Origin of the sequence: Planomicrobium sp. CPCC 101110 (assembly GCF_007859395.1) — a bacterium.
Taxonomy (GTDB): Bacteria; Bacillota; Bacilli; order Bacillales_A; family Planococcaceae; genus Planococcus.
Map to the genome: position 1 here is coordinate 90,374 of NZ_VOHD01000003.1, position 16,802 is coordinate 107,175.

Genomic DNA, 16,802 nt, shown 5'->3' on the forward strand with positions numbered 1-16,802 from the left:
CTTGCGTAAACAGATCTTTATTCGTTAGTATACGTCATTGCGGACACTTCTTCATTCTTCATTATATTCAATATAAGTTTTTAATTCATCCTAATTCTTATTTTTGATTTTGCTTTGATGGGGCATCGTTGAGTTTGGAAATGGCTAAGCGTATACTAGCTAAATACATATCAACTGCAAAACAAGGAGGAAGCGCATTGGCAATAAAACCGAAAGCTGTTTTTTTGGATATGGACGGCACCCTTTTGAACCATTACAACAAAGTAAGCATGAATACGAAAACGATCATTGATGAGCTCCGCAGCGAAGGCATTTTTGTTTTTATCGCAACCGGCAGATCGTCAGCAGAATTGAAGGAAATGCTTCCGGAAGGCTTTTCGGTAGATGGAATCATCACTGCCAACGGCATGTCTGGATATGTCGGGGAAGAAGCGGTGTTCGAGCATTCGCTGTCGCGTGAGCTGGTGGATACCGTCATCGAACGGGCACGGAAAAACAAAATCTATTATGAGCTGTTTCCATACAATGAACCTCGAATGGTGCTCCAGCAAGACAGGGAGTATGTAGAAGCCGAAGTCAGGGATCCCCAGCCTGAAGGGGTTGAAATCAACGAATGGATTTCCCGCAAAAAAGCCATCAATGAAGAAATTGCGTGGAAAGAAACGATTACAGGCACTCATTTTTCAAAATTTTATTTCTTTGCAAGATCCAGAGAACACATCAACAACTGGAAAATAGAGCTTAAGCAGCTCCAGAAAAAGATGGACTTCACGATGACTCCTTCTTCACCGCACAATGCAGAAGTGATGGTGGCAAATGTCAGCAAAGCCAGCGGCATTAAAGAAATGCTTGAGCATTTCGGATTGGCTGGCTGTGAGACGCTGGCCATCGGCGACAGCGATAACGATGTGAAGATGTTCGAATATGTCAGCTATGCCGTGGCCATGAAAAATGCCGCCGGCCACATCAAAGCCATTGCCGACGACGTAACAGAATTCACGTGCGATGAAGACGGCGTCTGCCATTATTTAAAATCGAATGTCTTGGCTGTGAAAACGCAGTAATGGTCCATAGAAAAAGAAAGCCATGACGGCGCACTGTCATGGCTTTCTTTTATCTTTTTCAAAGATTGTCGATCGGCACCGGTTCAATTTCATCCGCAGGGGTGAACCCGAAGACTTTGCTGTAAAAATAGAATTCGCCGTCGATGGCCCGTTTGATGTTTCGGTCTATCCGGAAGCCATGGCCTTCGCTTTCGAATAACACATAAGCGACCGGCAAACCTTTCGTTTTCAACGCTTCCACCATCAATTCCGCTTGATTTGGCGGAACAATCTTGTCGTCAGTGCCTTGAAAGAAAATGACCGGACAGGACAATTGATCAGTGAAATTGATAGGTGAGCGTTCGTAATAGACCTTTTTCGCTTCCGGATAAGGGCCAAGAAGCCCGTCCATATACCGCGATTCGAATTTATGCGTTTCCTGTGCGAAGATTTCCAGTTCGCTCAATCCGAAATGGCTTGCTCCGGCATTGTATACGCTGGTAAAGACGAGAGAGGCGAGTGTTGTATATCCGCCGGCGCTGCCTCCGGCAATCGCCACCCGGCTGCTGTCAGCTTCCCCTTTCTCAACAAGGTGCTTTACAGCATTGGCGCAATCCTGCACATCTACAATGCCCCAATTGTTTTTTAGCCGTTCGCGGTATTCCCGGCCATAGCCAGTGGATCCGCCGTAATTCACATCCACTACCGCAAATCCGCGGCTGGTCCAGTACTGTGTAGCAAGATTAAGTGTTGAAGGGGAGGAACTTGTCGGTCCGCCATGGACATGCACCAATAATGGCGGCTTTTCACCTTCAGGAGCCGTAAAATCAGGATTTGTCGGCCGATAGTAAATGGCGTGCGCCGTTTTTCCGCCTTCAGTCGGGTATTCAATCGATTCAGGAATGGACAAATAATCGGCATCCACGGCCAGGCTGGCCGAAGCTCTGATTTCTTCAACACGTGTTCCTTCGGGATCCATTCGGACAACACGAGGGAATTCTGATGGAGAAGCCGCTATAAAAGCAATGTCCTCCCCGTTCGACCGGATAAAAGAAAAAGAGTTGAAACGGATATCAAAAGGAGCAATCTTCCCGGTTTGCACGTCAATTCTTGCAAGCCGGCGCGTTCCATTTTGGGTGTAAGCGGCAACAATCGCCGCTTTACTGATAAAAGCGTAATCCGACCTGCCGAATATCCAGCTTGGCGAACCGAACTCCGCTTCCATCGGACAGACCGCTTCAATCCCTTCTTCGTTTTGGCGCATAATGTTCCACCAGCCTGACTGGTCGGAAATAAAATATAGCCTGCCGTCCGGTGACCAAACAGGCTGAATGATTGATTCGTCCGCTCCGCCGGCCACCCGCTTGGCATCGGAAACGGAACCGTCGGCATTCAAGTCAGCTACCCAAAGCTCCGTTTCGTCCCAAGGCATGTTCGGATGGTTCCAGGTCAGATAAGCCAGTTGACTGGAATCAGGGCTGATGCGCGGATTGGAGTAGAAATCATTGCCGGAGACGATGACTTTCTCGTTGTTGCCGTCCAAGTCCATGGCGACAATAGTAGTCTCGGCAAAAATCGCCGATTCGGTATGGTCTTCGCGCACCCAATACATGCGGCTTCTCAAAGGATCGGCTGCCGCATCGGCGTATCGGTGGTTCGGGTCTGTTGTAATCGGTTCGATGGATTGATTTTCCTGGCGCCGATACAGCAAGTTGTCTTCGAAATTGGAGAAATACAGATTAGGGCCGTGAACCAAAAACGGGGCACCGCCATATTCATGGACACGGGTCCGGACGTTGAAAGGCGCTGGCGTGAGTTCGATTGGGCTTCCTTCCAATGATTGTTTTATCACAGTATTGCGCCCGGATTCCGAAGGCAATGCTTCTATCCAGTAAAAATCTTGGCCGTCCAACCACACATTTTCGATTCCGACTGCGTCTTGCGTTATCAAATCGGCTGATATCGGGGATTTCCAGCTGCCATATGGGGCCGTTGTTTTTTGAGCCATCCTTTTTCCTCCCGCTCTATTTGAAATCGGTTTTTTCCAGTTTATCATTACGAAAACCGAAATTGTTCTAATATTAAAAATAATTTTATGTCTGGACTGATTTTTTATACCCTTATATTCAAGAAAAAAAGTTTTAGTGGACTTAGTAAACTGGTTATATGGAATACTGACAAGGGAGGCAAAGAGGGGTTATGGAAATATCGCTGATTAGGCATGGGAAATCTCAATTCATTCATAAGGGCCGAGTCACTTTCAAGGAGTTTGAAGAGTGGGCTAAAAATTACGATTTGCATGGAATTTCTGAAGAGCCTGTTTGCCCTCCCGAGACGTTTCAAAAAATAACGGCGGCAAACATTGTTATCACCAGTGATTTGAAAAGATCCGTAGAATCCGCAAAGTTGTTGAACTTAAAAGCAGGGGTGCTCAAGGATGCGTTGTTTCGGGAAACTGAGCTGCCTGCCGGTTCAATGAAACTATTCAATATTAAAGCAAGGCCGGCTTCGTGGGCAATTTTATTGAGGATCCTATGGTTTGGCGGGTACTCCAATGAATGTGAATCGTTAAAGGAAGCGAAACAGAGGGCGGAAAAGGCGGCACAGCATTTAATCGTTTATTCCCGTGAATACCGCTCGGTCGCACTCGTTGGCCACGGATTTTTTAACATGCTGATAGCGAAGGAACTACAGAGAAAAGGTTGGAAAGGCAAAAGAAAGCTGGGCGCAAAGCATTGGAATTGTGTTTCCTACGTTTTACGAAACTAGTCGAAGGCACCTGCTGCTGATGAATATATGTGTATATCGGGTTAATCGGGGAGAAGGCGAAAAACTGAAAAACCGCGTCCATAGGAATGGGGTTGAGCAGGGGGAAATCGGGGTATTTATAAAGAATCTAAAATGCAAAAGCCTTTGGAATCTCGCGGACGGAAGAATAGACAGGCTGTAATAAGTTGAACATTCATTCTAAGTTGGAGGTGCCGATTTATGCATAGAGTAGTGATTCTTGGAACAGGCCCTGCCGGCCTCACGGCGGCGATCTATTTAGCTAGAGCAAATATGGATCCGCTGGTCATCGATGGAGACCAGCCCGGCGGCCAATTGACGCTGACCACTGAAATTGAAAATTTTCCGGGTTTTGTTGATGGAATCATGGGACCCGAATTGATGGACAACATGCGCAAACAGGCAGAGCGCTTTGGGGCGGTTTTCAAAAGCGGCTGGGCGACAGCCGTCGACACGTCGCAGCGGCCGTTCAAACTTCAAGTCAGCGGTTTGGGCGAAATCCAGACAGAAGCTTTGATCTTATCGACCGGCGCATCGGCAAAATTACTGCAGATTCCAGGCGAGATTGACAATATTGGGACAGGTGTCAGCACATGTGCCACATGCGACGGCTTTTTTTACCGCGGGAAAAAAATCATCGTGGTGGGAGGCGGAGATTCGGCCATGGAAGAAGCGAGTTTCCTGACGCGATTTGCATCAGAAGTTGTCGTGGTCCATCGCCGGAGCGAACTGCGCGCATCGAAAATCATGCAGGATCGTGCCCGTCAAAACGAAAAAATATCATGGAAATTGAACAATACACCGGTTGAAGTGTTGAACGATGGGCAAAAGGTGAGCGGGCTCAAAGTGCGGAATGGGGAAAGCGGAGAGCTGGAAGTGATTGAAACGGATGGGATTTTCGTTGCTATCGGCCATACCCCGAATACCGCTTTTTTGAATGGCCAGATCGATACGGACGAAACCGGCTATATCCGGGTGAAGCCAGGCACAACAGAAACGAACATCCCGGGCATCTTCGCTTGCGGCGATGTGCAGGACAAGAAATACCGCCAAGCGGTCACCGCCGCAGGATCCGGCTGCATGGCGGCCATGGACACCGAACGTTTTCTCGAAGGCCAGGAAATTGTGGATTGGAGCCAGACCTTATCGGAACCTTCTTATGACAAAGCCAAATAAATCTTGGCCGGGATTGCACTGCCAAACAAAAAGAACTCTCAGGATGAGGGTTCTTTTTTCTTTTGCATAGAACTGCTTGTCTGTAACCATGATGCGGTGGTATGGGTTTGCAAAATACCACCGCTCCTTCAGGAACTGAGCCAAGGCTATTCATTCATATTTTCAAGGAAACGGTACAAATCATCAACATTATAGGCTTTGAAAAGAAGTTCTTTCTGGTCGTATACAAGAATTGCCGGAAAGCGGTCAAGATCTAGTTCTTCTTTATAATCGACAACGTAATTTTTATCGTATTCTATCCATGCAGCTACAGCGCTGTGTCCTGTACCTTCCAATATATTTGATACATTTTCGTATAGTGGGTCCTGCATTTCCATAGGCAGCTTTTCTCCATTTTCATACATTACAACAATATTGACGCCATCCATATGCGATAAAAAACGTGAATATTTTTCTTCGTAAGACATCTCCAATAGGATGATTTCATCGGGATGCCCTTCAAAGCCAGTTCCTCTTGGCGGATTGACCAATACCTTCTGCCCCTTTTTCACATCATCGATATGGGCTTCAGTTCCATCTTCGTATGTTATTCGTGTTTCTTCCGACAAATTAGCAATATAAGAATAGCCTTCATCTGTCATGCTTGGACCTTTTCTATCCCGCTTTTCCCATTCAGAAATATCAACAATAATGCTGGTTCGGTCTTCACCAATTTCCGATACGGTTCCTATCATTCTGTCATCTTCATAATGTCCGTATGGATATTCTCCATTAGCTCCTGTATTTATGCCGCATGCAGAAACAATGACCCCGATAAACAACAAAATAACCAAGTGAAAAGTCTTTTGCAGCAAATCACTTCCTCCTTTCTGCCAAAGCGGCAGTTACTTCAATAACGTTTTGTTAAGGTTTCGCTAATATTCAAATTTTAGTAATTAAAAGTGAAAGAAGTGAACAAACACTGAATTATTAAATTAATTTCACGTATAATGAGGGCTAAACGGCAGGTGCTCAAACCGTTAGGCTAATGTGTGCCGATAGGAAGGACTGAACCATGTATGGCGTTAATTAAATGGATCTCTGAAAAATTGCCTTTGCTTATTTTACTTGTAGCGGTGAGCACTTATTTCTCACCCGTCTACTGGCAAGTATCTTCGTGGGTGCCTAGTATGCTTTTGGGCGTCGTCATCTTTTTTGCCGGATTATCGATGAATTTGGAAGCGTTCAAAGAAATTCGGAAGAAGACAAAGGAATTGATGCTGTTGATGGGCTTGAAGTGGACGCTGACAGTAGCAGTTTCCATTGCACTGGCATATGGTTTCTTTTCATCACAGCCGGAAATCGCAGCCGGAATGATTTTGGCGGGAACGGTGCCGAGTGCGACAGCTGCCACAGTCTATACTTTTTTAGCGGGAGGCAATGCTTCTTTGGTGGTAGCTGCGTCTTTGCTCGATATTGCAATCAGCCCAATCGTCACACCACTTGCAATGCTGGGGGTGGCCGGTGAACAAGTGGAGATTTCCTTTTTTGATTTGCTTCAATCTTTTCTTCTTATTGTAGTCATGCCTATGGGAATCGGCCTGCTGGCTCAGCGGGGAATGGCAGGATTGAAAGACTATTCCAAAGCTGTGACAAAATTAGGGTCTTCTTTGGCGCTGCTTTTGATTGTCCACACTATTATAGGCAGTGGGAAAGCGGCAATTTCATCGGAAGCGGATTTGATTCCGCTGGTTGCCGGAACGACGTTGATACAAGTTGTCTTACCTATGGGGGCAGCATACTTTGTTGCGAAAAAACTTGGCCTCGAAGAAGGGGACGCGCGGGCGGCCTTGTTCCATGTAGGTTTATGCAATACTGCCCTGGCAGCGATTTTGGCGTTCCGGTTCATTGGGGAACTCGGTACGGTCGCGCCGATTTTTAATATGATTTTCAACTTATCGATTGGGGCATGGATCGCCGACTGGTTTGGCAAAAGGGATCTGTCAGAAGAAAAACGGCTTAGGAAATTACCCGTCCAAGATTAGAACACTGCCGGCTTTTTCTTTTCCCCGCTTAAGATGGGCTTCTTTTTGAAAAAAGCATTCAACATTTCCGAACTCAACAGCATCGCCGCAATGAAAAAAGCGACCACAAAAGGAAAAATGGCGATTGTGGATTGTGAGGCGAGAAAGCCGAGAAGGGGCGGCAATGATAAACTGCCTGTATAAGCAACTGCCATTTGATAGCCCATGATGGATTGGGCATGCATTCTTCCGAAATGCGCCGGAGTTTCATGCAGCATGCCTGGAAAAATCGGAGCCAATCCCAAACCGGTCAAGACAAATCCAGCAAGTGAGAAACTGGCCGGAAATGGAAACAGCAGCAGGAGTGCTCCTGCAAGCGCCGTTAGCTGTCCGGCGCGGATCAACGTTCGGTTGCTGACCTTTAACGACAAAAATCCTGTAACAAACCTGCCGAGTGTTATGCCGCCAAAATAAAGCGACACCCATTTGGCCGCTGTTTCAACAGACAAGCCTTTCGCATTGACCAGAAAGCTGCTGCCCCAAAGCCCGATAGCCGATTCTGCTCCGCAATAAAACAAAAAAGCGGCCAACGTCAATTTGACGCCTTTGATCTGCATCGGTTTTATGGCCTCTGTCCCTTTGCTTTCTTCTTCAGTCTTCTCGGTATCTGAAGGAGAAGCGGCGATCCGATCCCACAAAGGCAGTGAGAAGAACAGAATAATAACGAGAACAAACTGGATGCCGGCAATCGCCAAATAGCCGTTTCGCCAGGAACTGTCCCCTGAAATAACGGAAGCCATGACAACCGGGCCCAAGGTGGCCCCGACTCCCCAAAAGCAATGCAGCCAGTTCATGTGGTGTGCTTTGTAATGCGAGGCGACATAATGGTTCAAGCCGGCGTCAATTGCCCCGGCTCCAAGGCCAAGAGGAATCGCGCATAGGAAGAGCCAGACGAGTGAAGGCGAGAAATAGAAGCCCAGTAATGCAGCAGCCGTCATGAAAGAACTCACAAAAGCGACTTTTCCTGTTCCGAACCTCTTCAGCATGGCCCCGCTTGCCAAACTCGATGCAATTGTTCCTCCTGCCATCGCCATAAAAAGCAGTCCTGCGGTTTCAAGCGGCGCGCCGAACTCCGGTTGCATCACAGGCCAAGTAACGCCTAAAAGCGAGTCTGGCAAACCTAAACTGATAAAAGCCAAGTAAATGATGATAATGAAAAATGCCGCCACCGATAGCCCTCCTTCCAGAGAATCGCGCCCGCTTTTCTATAAATTCGCTTTGAATAATATGCCTTTTCAAGTGGAAACTATTTCCTTTTGCCGTGGTGAAAAGATTATCTATGCTATAATATAAGGCAATTGATAGAATTGTGCGACAAAAAGACGGTTTTTTTGGCAAATAAGGTTTTTTGATGAAAGAAGTTTTATTTCTTTGAATAGACGGGTATGCCGATGGGAAAGCCGCTTCAGCACCTGCGAAAATATGATTGAAGCCTAAGAACCCGAAGAATGCTGAGAAGACGGCAAAAAGCGCTATTGCGCTGCTTTAAGCAGTTTGCTGAAAAATACCCGTACAAAATTCCCCATTTACTACAACTAAAGGAGTGCAGGCAGCATATGGCAGCGTCTAGATTGGAAAACATCGAACAGCAAGCGCTTAGCAGGTACCGGCTATTGGAGAAAGAAAGCAGGGATAAACCGGTCGCCGGCTCGGAGAAAATGGACAAAATGCTCGTGCGTTCAAGCGTCATAAATGCGCAGGATACATTGTCGATAGAGCGAATCATCCATAAAAATGATTTGCTGCCCATCGCTTATCTGGAAGCGGGAACTAAAGCGAGCCGGGCAGTATGCCGAATTGCAGTGCAGGATCGAAATGGCAGAATCCAAGGATATGGCACGGGTTTTTTAGTGTCCCCGACGCTCCTTTTAACAAACAACCATGTATTGGATACAAAGGAGGCGGCTTTATATTCAGTCGCCGAATTCAATTACGAAAATGATTTGGATTTCAAGCAGCGCGAAATCATCAGCTTTAAATTTGAACCCGACCAATTGTTCATCACCGATGAAACATTGGACTTCACGCTTGTTGCCCTTCAAACAACGGCGACAGATGGTACAGAGCTTTCCGGCTTCGGCTATTTGCCGCTTTTATCCCAAAAAGGAAAGGTCCTCGAAGGGGAATTTGTTTCTATTATCCAGCACCCGAAAGGCGGGCTGAAGGCGGTGACCGTCAGGGAAAATGAAGTGCGTTTTTTGGCGCCCGATTTTATTCATTATATCAGCGATACGGAGGCGGGATCGTCAGGTTCTCCTGTATTCAACGACCAGTGGATTGTAGTGGCGCTCCACCATGCAGCTGTAAGCGATCCGGATAACGGCACTGAATGGATTGCCAATGAAGGAATCCGGATCAGTTCCATTCTCGCTTTTCTGTTTGAACAGTATACTGCTGCCCCGAACCCTTTGCTGGCTCCGCTTTTGCAAGGAATCCAAGAACCCGGTTCACCGGCAGGTCCACTGGAAGTCGGACGGCTTGGAGAAGAATGGTATAGCGGTGTGTCGGGATATGACCCCGAATTCCTGGGAGCAGGCTTTGAAGTGCCGCTGCCTGAATTGACGGCTGAAATTTCGCATGACCAAGCACTGACGAAAGAAGGCAAAGCAGTTTTGGATTACACGCATTTCTCCATTGCCATGAGCAAAACGAGAAGATTGGCGTTCTATACGGCAGTCAATATTGACGGCAATGAGCTGGTCGATGTAAAGCGGGGCAATGACAAATGGTATTTCGACCCGCGCCTTGATGAAGCCTTCCAAAGCGGCCCTGAACTGTATGAAAAGAACGACCTTGACCGCGGCCACCTGACCCGCCGCCAAGACCCGAACTGGGGAGTGGATGCGATTCGGGCAAATGAGCACACATTCCATTTCACGAATTGCGCACCTCAACATAAAAACCTCAATCAAAAAACGTGGCTTGGCCTCGAGGATTATATTTTGAAGAACGCGGAAGCACATGGCCTGAAAGTGACGGTGTTTACTGGGCCGGTGTTTCGTGAAGACGATTTGCTGTACCGGGAGGAATTTAAAATCCCTGCTGAATTCTGGAAAATCGCCGTCATGAAAAAGGGTGGCAACGCACTTTCTGTTACGGCATATTTGCAGACGCAACGCGACTTGCTTGGGAACTTGGAATTCGCGTACGGCGATTACCAGACATACCAGGTGCGGGTCGTGCAGATAGAAGCCCTGACGCAGCTGGATTTTGGAAAGCTCGGTGCATACGACGCGTTAGCCGTCGATGTTGCGGGAGTTGCAATCGACCATTTGGAAGATATTCAGTTTTAAACTCCGGCGTCCGGAGAGGCCATTGCGGCCTCTCCGGACTTTTTTATGGAGCCAAAAGAAACCTTGCCATTCATGGGGGCAGCCCTTTACTGTTCATACAATAGTCACTTACAAGCAGAACTAAAAAACGTATACTAATGGAGGCAGTGAAGCGTATCGGGTTGCACCAAAAGGAGATTACATGATGAACGAAGAGCAAGAGAGAAATACTGCAGCAAAAGAAACAGCAAAGACCAAAAAAATGTACAAGACCATTTGGAGATGGCATTTTTACGCGGGTATCATCTTTGCTCCCATTCTGATTTTGCTGGCTGTGACAGGATCTGTTTATTTGTTCAAAGCGGAAATTGAAGAAGCGATCTACCGGGAGTATTATGAAGTAACCCCGCAAGGAGAACAAATTTCCGCATCAGAACAAGTAGAAGAGGCAAGACGGTTGTATCCAGAGGCCCTTGTCACCCAATATCGCCCTGGAGAGGATGAAGAGCGCTCCAGTGAAGTAACCGTAATGGAACAGGGGGAAGCTTTCACCGTATTCATCAATCCGTACACCGGCGAATCATTGGGCCAGTTGAACAACGATGACCGGATTATGGATAAAATCGAGAAAATCCACGGAGAGCTGATGGCTGGAACAATTGGCGACCGTATTGTGGAACTTGTGGCCTGCTGGACGATTGTCTTGATGGCCACAGGAGTTTGCTTATGGATGCCTAGAAGGAAAAAAGGGCTGGCCGGTGTTCTTTTCCCGCGGTTGAACAAGGGCAGGAAAATCCTCAGAAGAGATCTGCATGCAGTCCCGGCGTTCTGGGTGACGGCGGGCTTATTGTTTTTAGTGCTGACCGGCTTGCCCTGGTCCGGATTCTGGGGAAACAACTTTCAGGCGATGATCACGAATTCCGGAGAAGGCTATCCGCCTTCTGTCTGGGTCGGGGATGCCCCGGTTTCCGCAGTACAGACAAAAGATATCGCGGAAGTTCCATGGGCGGCGGAAACATTGGATGTCCCTTTATCGGAAATTCAAGGGCTGGTTCCGCTGCCGCTTGATAAGGTGGTTGAAACGGCGGACCAATTTGGCCTTTACCCTGGCTATACAGTCTACCTTCCGCAAGAAAAAGACGGGGTATACACTTTGTCGATCTTTTCTCCGAAAGCCCAAGATGAGGCAACAATGCACATCGATCAATATACGGGCGCTGTTTTAGCCGATTACCGCTATGCTAATTACGGGATTATCGGGAAAGTGGTGGCCTGGGGCATCACCTTGCATAAAGGGACCCAATTCGGCTTGCCTAACCAGCTCATCAGCCTGTTTGTCTGCTTGAGTGTTGTTTTTGTAGCGGTCAGCGGCATCTATCTGTGGTGGAAACGAAAGCCTGAAAAAGGGCTTGGAGCTCCGGCGGCTCCTGCCCTTGTCCAAAAAAAGCCATTCCTTTTGCTGATGGCCGGATTGGGCATTCTGTTTCCGCTCGTCGGCCTCTCCATTCTATTTGTCTGGATAGTGGACTGGTTAGTGATTCAGCGAATACCAGCTGTTAAAAAGTGGTTGAATGCATAAGAACAGGAGGGAGAGTTTTCGTTGAAAAAATTCCATGCGCTTTCCATTCTATTGGCCGGCCTGCTCCTTTTGAGCGCTTGTTCTGTCCGCAGCGACGCCGCGGAGCTTTATGCACAAGAAGCGCCTATTGGAGCAGAAATCAAGTTGCCGGAAACCATTTCAGCAAATGATAAAATAACGGTTCAAGCTGTGTTGACGCAAGATGGCAAAAAGCTCGAAGAAGCGGACTTTGTCCATTTTGAAATCTGGAAACAGGACGGATCGGCAAGGTATCCCATGCAGGAAGCTGCAGACATTGGGGACGGAGTCTATCGATTAACGGCCAGTTTTGCAAACGACGGGCTCTACTATATCGAGGTTCACGCCGGAAACAAAGGGGCTCTTATCAGTCCGCAAAAGCAGTTTGTCGTAGGGGAACTTTCAAACAGCGATCTGGAAGCGTTAAAGCAGGGCCCCCAAAAAAGTGAAGGGACATCAGGCCACCATCATTAAAAAATCGGGGATTCTCTTCAAGCAAAAAAGGGAATCCGTTTCTTCTGGATTTGCCGGGACGATCTAATCAGAAGTGAAAGGTGAAGCGGGTCAGCTTCATAATCTAAGAAGATAGTGAGCGGAAATAGCAGGCCGGGAAATCTGTTATTGCTTCAAAAACGGGATAAAACAAATCGAGGCGTTCGTAAAGCGGGTTCATCACTTTACAAACGCCTCGATTTTTATTTTTTGTTTTTAGGGCTTTGTGGAATTTTAAACAGGTCATGCAGTTCTGCAGGCAAGGGGCGGCTAAAATAATAGCCTTGGCCTTCATCGCAGGTCTCTTCCTTCAGGAAAGATAACTGGATTTCATCTTCAATTCCTTCTGCAATCACTTGCATGCCGAGTTTGTGGGCCAAAGAAACGATGGTGGATGTGATGGCTTTGCCGTTCAAGTCGCCGGCGATATCACTGACAAAACTGCGGTCGATCTTCACCCGGTCAAACGAGAACTGCCGCAAATAGCTGAGCGACGTGTAGCCGGTGCCGAAATCGTCGATGGACAATGAAATGCCCAGCGCTTTTAGCCGGATCAAGCTTTCTTTCAGCGTCTTTGTCTCTTCCATCAAGATACTTTCCGTCACTTCAAGTTCAAGCCATTTTGCTTCCAGTCCCGTATCTTCAAGCACACGTTGAACGGTCTGGACGAAATTCGGATGCTGCAATTGAATGGTGGAGATATTGACGCAAATCTTAATAGGAGGGAATCCTAAATCTTGCCAAGCTTTGTTCTGTGCGCAAGCTTTATACAATACCCATTTTCCGATTGCGACAATTTGTCCGCTTTCCTCGGAAATCGGAATGAAGTTATCAGGGGGAACCATTCCAAGTTCCGGATGATTCCAGCGGATCAACGCTTCCATGGCGCGCACTTCTTCTGTTTTCAAATCAACGATAGGCTGATAGTGCAGCATGAGCTCTTGATTGGTGATTGCCGACTTCAAGTCTCTTTCAAGAATAAGTTTATAGGCTGTTTTTTGATCCAATTCTTCCGAATAGACCGTATAGTTGTTTTTTCCGTACTTTTTCGTATAGTACATCGCCGTATCGGCCTTCTTGATCAAACTGTCGACTGTTTCCTCTGCTCCGGTGCTAAAAGCGATGCCAATGCTCGCGGATACCGATAGGGAATGCCCCATGATATCGAAGGGCTCGGCCATGACCCTGTTGAGTGACGTTGCCAAGTCGATAGCTTTTTGTTTACTTGAATTAGGAAGCAAAATTGCAAATTCGTCGCCGGCAAACCGGCTGACAGTATCTGTTTTGCTTACATTTTCAATCAGGCGGCTGGAAACGATTTTCAGGAATTCATCCCCTAAATGGTGGCCGAGAGAATCATTGATAAACTTAAAGCGATCCAAGTCAAGAAAGAGGACAGCCGCCGGATTTTCATTGGTTTCTGTCAGTTTGAAGACTTGCATCAATCGGTCTTCGAAAAGTTTCCGGTTAGGCAGCTTTGTCAAAGAATCGAAGAATACAAGTTCTTCCATCAGTTTTTGATGTTCGACTTTTTCTGTAATATCCTTTGCGATGCCGTAGACACCTATCGTTTCTCCCGCAAGTTTCATTGGAAACTTTGTGATTTCGATATTTCTTCTGCTGCCGTCTTTCCGGATAAGTGTAATGTCGTGGATGTTTGCTTCACCGTGTGCAGCTCTTTCAAAATAAACGAAAGCTTCTTCTAAATCCTCTTCTGCTATAAGAGGGGCGAAAGGCATGCTCAACAATTCGTCAGCAGAATAACCCGTCAGTTCCAAACAACCAGGGTTTGCATCTATGAAATTCCCTTGCAGATCAATGGTGAAGATGGCGTCGGGATTATTGTAGAAAAGCGATTTGAATCGCTCTTTATTTTCCTTAAGCTTCAGTGCAGCAGCGACTTCCCCAGTGACATCAATAAGCGTGCCAAACAACACGGTTTTTCCAAACCGATCGATTTTTGTTGAATGGATCTCAACATGGATCAGTTCACCATCTTTTTTGTACACTCTTGCCCGGTAACGTGAGGAACTTTCCAGATTTTCAACTTTCCTCCTGATCCGTTCTTGTACAACAGGCAAGTCGTCAGGGTGAAACAAGCTGCTTATGGTCAGTTCTTCGTTGATCAATTCCTCTTTTGTATAACCGAGAAGGTTGCAGAAATGCTCGTTAACATAGGAGAAACCTTCATTTTCCAATATATACATGCTCACAGGTGCATTTTGGATCATCACATCAAACATTTCCCTGTAAAAAGAATCGTCCATAGTAATGCCTTCCGTCAGCGATTTTTTAGTGAACACTGTCTCATAGTTTTCTATAATCTTCATCTTGTTTCCCCCACACTGATGTCTTGAATTTCAACACTATATATTTCTTCAGAGGCTGATTAGGCAGAGGCTGCCGTAACCCGGTTCCTTCCTGCTGATTTTGACTGGTATAAGGCTTTGTCCGCTATCTTAAAAAGTTCCGTCAGCGAATTCGAATGCAAAGGGAACTCTGATATGCCAAGCGACACTGTAACATTCCTGTCTGGGATCAAAGCGATGTTTTCCACTTGCCCACGAATTTTTTCCGCTACTTGTGAAGCTCCTGCGATATCGGTATCAGGAAGGAGCAGTACAAATTCCTCTCCTCCGTATCGAAAACAATGGTCATTTTTCCGAACGATTTTTTGGACAGTATCGGCAAGCTTTTTTAATGTTTCATCCCCGGTTTGATGCCCGTAGGTGTCGTTGATCGATTTAAAGTGATCGATATCCAAAATTACTAAAGAAAACAGCCGGTTTTCAATGGACCAGTCGGTTAGAACCTCATCCATTTTTCTGCGGTTAGGCAACCCAGTCAATGAATCTGTAATTGCATTTTGTGTAAGCTGGCGGTTGTTCTTCTCAAGTGTTTCTATTGCGATAGCTACAGTTTTGGTCAACAAGTCGGCTTCACGGTTCCAATGCGGTTTCATCAAAGCTTCTCGAAGCGGAAGCGATACTTCTTTTCCTTGGGCCAAATGATTGACCAGATCAGCTAGACCGATAAAGGGGGCTGCCAACTTGCGGGCGATAAAAATCGAAAAAAGAAGCAGCAGCAGAAACGGGAGCCATACATGCATCAGCAAATCTTGAAGCTGGATTTTCAGCATGTTTTGGACATATGAATAAGGGGTCTGCTGAACAATTCCCCATCCTATTTCGGGTATATAGCTGTAAGCTGCAAGCATAGGAATTCCTTTAGTATTGGTGACAAGTTCCATTCCGCTTTGGCCTTGTGTCAATTTTTGGACCATAGAATTCTCTAAGGCACTTTCCCCGATCAATCGGGAATCCGGATGAAACAAACGGGTGCCCTCAGGACCAATGACAAAATAATAGGAGCCATTCTTTTCGACAGCGTCGTTTCCTAGTATCTGGTTCAAGACATTTTTCTCTTGCAGGTAGATTGTTCCGCCTATCATTCCTCTGTAGGATCCATCTTTCCTGTAGAGCGGCTGATTCATTAAAACGATCAAGCGATTTGAGGGCCCGACATAAGGAGCAGTGACCCCGGGTTTTTTGGAGTCTAAAACATCTTTTGTTATACCGGCGGTCAGTTTCTGGCCGGTTAACCCGATGCTGATCGGGCTTATGGCACGGACCACTCCGTTTTCATCCACCCATGAAAGAGAATTGAAATAACCGCTGCTGCTTCTTAAAAGTTCCAATTGCTCAAATATTTCTTTGTCATTCAACTGCTCGTTTTTTTCAAGAAAAGCAGCCGCATTTTCTAGGCTCGTTCTCATTGAACTGAATAGTGAATCGACCGAATGGCTCATCTTTTCCGATTTTGAATAGTTGAGTGATAAATATGTGTTTACTAACGATTCTTTATTTGAATGGTAAGATGAAAAAGTAAGAATCAAGAGAGTAAGAATGACAGAAGCTGAGACAAGAACAGTCAGCAGTGTCGACAAATTCATCTTTCGGTTATAGAATAAACGCTTCATATAGCTAACTCCTTTGTTGATATAAAACAGTGTTTATTTTAATTTTAAAGAAAATGCCTAATAAATATATAAAATAAATTTAAATATAGTCGGTTTAAATAGTAAAAAAGTCTCTAATTCGAAAGTCTAGATATTATTATATATTCTTCTTGTATAAGTTGAAATAGGTATATGAATATAAAATTCGATAGCCAGAGTTGTTTATGGTGTAAAAGGAAGTAAGATTTCCCTATACATTGTAAAGTGTCTATTATAATGGGATTTTTGCCAAAAGAAGTATCAGCAAAATATGAATGTTCCAGAATATAAACTGATCGGAAAGGGTTTTTCGATGAATTTTTCATTAAGTGAAAGAAAAATAAAAAAGTTATGTGGGACGGCGGCATATAAAAA

Annotated in this window: 12 protein-coding genes; 7 read left to right on the forward strand and 5 right to left on the reverse strand. The window is 46.0% G+C overall.

What is annotated here, in order from left to right:
• Window positions 1-197: 197 nt before the first annotated feature.
• Window positions 198-1,064: an HAD family hydrolase gene (locus FQV30_RS00710; RefSeq protein WP_146498234.1), complete on the forward strand. Its 867-nt coding sequence runs from the start codon at window positions 198-200 to the stop codon at window positions 1,062-1,064.
• A gap of 58 nt (window positions 1,065-1,122) precedes the next feature.
• Here FQV30_RS00710 and FQV30_RS00715 read toward each other — a convergent pair whose 3' ends face one another.
• Window positions 1,123-3,051 carry a S9 family peptidase gene (locus FQV30_RS00715; protein ID WP_146498235.1) on the reverse strand — a complete coding sequence of 643 codons (1,929 nt, stop codon included), beginning with the start codon at window positions 3,049-3,051 and terminating at the stop codon, window positions 1,123-1,125.
• A 191-nt stretch (window positions 3,052-3,242) separates the two neighbouring features.
• Between FQV30_RS00715 and FQV30_RS00720 the strand changes: the two genes are divergently transcribed.
• Together FQV30_RS00720 and trxB are read left to right on the forward strand one after the other, a co-directional pair.
• On the forward strand, window positions 3,243-3,812 hold the full coding sequence (locus tag FQV30_RS00720) for a histidine phosphatase family protein (protein ID WP_146498236.1): 570 nt from the start codon (window positions 3,243-3,245) through the stop codon (window positions 3,810-3,812).
• Window positions 3,813-4,031: 219 nt separating this feature from the next.
• Window positions 4,032-5,006, forward strand: coding sequence for a thioredoxin-disulfide reductase (gene trxB, locus FQV30_RS00725; protein ID WP_146498237.1), 975 nt, complete (start codon window positions 4,032-4,034; stop codon window positions 5,004-5,006).
• 146 nt (window positions 5,007-5,152) lie between these two features.
• Here trxB and FQV30_RS00730 read toward each other — a convergent pair whose 3' ends face one another.
• On the reverse strand, window positions 5,153-5,860 hold the full coding sequence (locus FQV30_RS00730; protein WP_146498238.1) for a hypothetical protein: 708 nt from the start codon (window positions 5,858-5,860) through the stop codon (window positions 5,153-5,155).
• Window positions 5,861-6,064: 204 nt separating this feature from the next.
• Here FQV30_RS00730 and FQV30_RS00735 point away from each other — a divergent pair, with 204 nt between their 5' ends.
• Window positions 6,065-7,030 carry a bile acid:sodium symporter family protein gene (locus tag FQV30_RS00735; RefSeq protein ID WP_146498239.1) on the forward strand — a complete coding sequence of 322 codons (966 nt, stop codon included), beginning with the start codon at window positions 6,065-6,067 and terminating at the stop codon, window positions 7,028-7,030.
• On the opposite strand, the gene FQV30_RS00740 is transcribed toward FQV30_RS00735, so the two are convergent.
• Window positions 7,027-8,238, reverse strand: a complete 1,212-nt coding sequence (locus FQV30_RS00740; RefSeq protein WP_146498240.1) for an MFS transporter — start codon at window positions 8,236-8,238, stop codon at window positions 7,027-7,029. The genes FQV30_RS00735 and FQV30_RS00740 overlap by 4 nt on opposite strands.
• A gap of 387 nt (window positions 8,239-8,625) precedes the next feature.
• Between FQV30_RS00740 and FQV30_RS00745 the strand changes: the two genes are divergently transcribed.
• The 3 genes from FQV30_RS00745 (at window position 8,626) to FQV30_RS00755 (ending at window position 12,412) form a co-directional block, all read left to right on the forward strand.
• On the forward strand, window positions 8,626-10,362 hold the full coding sequence (locus FQV30_RS00745) for a DNA/RNA non-specific endonuclease (protein ID WP_146498241.1): 1,737 nt from the start codon (window positions 8,626-8,628) through the stop codon (window positions 10,360-10,362).
• Window positions 10,363-10,543: 181 nt separating this feature from the next.
• Complete coding sequence (locus FQV30_RS00750; RefSeq protein ID WP_146498242.1) at window positions 10,544-11,920, forward strand: PepSY-associated TM helix domain-containing protein; 1,377 nt, start codon at window positions 10,544-10,546, stop codon at window positions 11,918-11,920.
• A gap of 21 nt (window positions 11,921-11,941) precedes the next feature.
• Complete coding sequence (locus tag FQV30_RS00755) at window positions 11,942-12,412, forward strand: FixH family protein (RefSeq protein WP_146498243.1); 471 nt, start codon at window positions 11,942-11,944, stop codon at window positions 12,410-12,412.
• 221 nt (window positions 12,413-12,633) lie between these two features.
• On the opposite strand, the gene FQV30_RS00760 is transcribed toward FQV30_RS00755, so the two are convergent.
• Both FQV30_RS00760 and FQV30_RS00765 read right to left on the reverse strand, forming a co-directional pair.
• Complete coding sequence (locus FQV30_RS00760) at window positions 12,634-14,760, reverse strand: sensor domain-containing protein (RefSeq protein ID WP_146498244.1); 2,127 nt, start codon at window positions 14,758-14,760, stop codon at window positions 12,634-12,636.
• 59 nt (window positions 14,761-14,819) lie between these two features.
• The gene (locus FQV30_RS00765; protein WP_146498245.1) at window positions 14,820-16,409 is read right to left on the reverse strand and encodes a sensor domain-containing diguanylate cyclase; all 1,590 of its coding nucleotides are present in this window, start codon (window positions 16,407-16,409) and stop codon (window positions 14,820-14,822) included.
• Window positions 16,410-16,802 lie beyond the last annotated feature (393 nt).

Coding starts and splice junctions, on each gene's coding strand:
- FQV30_RS00715 (WP_146498235.1), bottom strand. CDS start 3,051: ATGGCTCAAAAAACAACGGCCCCATATGGCAGCTGGAAATCCCCGATA.
- FQV30_RS00720 (WP_146498236.1), top strand. CDS start 3,243: ATGGAAATATCGCTGATTAGGCATGGGAAATCTCAATTCATTCATAAG.
- trxB (WP_146498237.1), top strand. CDS start 4,032: ATGCATAGAGTAGTGATTCTTGGAACAGGCCCTGCCGGCCTCACGGCG.
- FQV30_RS00735 (WP_146498239.1), top strand. CDS start 6,065: ATGGCGTTAATTAAATGGATCTCTGAAAAATTGCCTTTGCTTATTTTA.
- FQV30_RS00745 (WP_146498241.1), top strand. CDS start 8,626: ATGGCAGCGTCTAGATTGGAAAACATCGAACAGCAAGCGCTTAGCAGG.
- FQV30_RS00750 (WP_146498242.1), top strand. CDS start 10,544: ATGATGAACGAAGAGCAAGAGAGAAATACTGCAGCAAAAGAAACAGCA.
- FQV30_RS00760 (WP_146498244.1), bottom strand. CDS start 14,760: ATGAAGATTATAGAAAACTATGAGACAGTGTTCACTAAAAAATCGCTG.
- FQV30_RS00765 (WP_146498245.1), bottom strand. CDS start 16,409: ATGAAGCGTTTATTCTATAACCGAAAGATGAATTTGTCGACACTGCTG.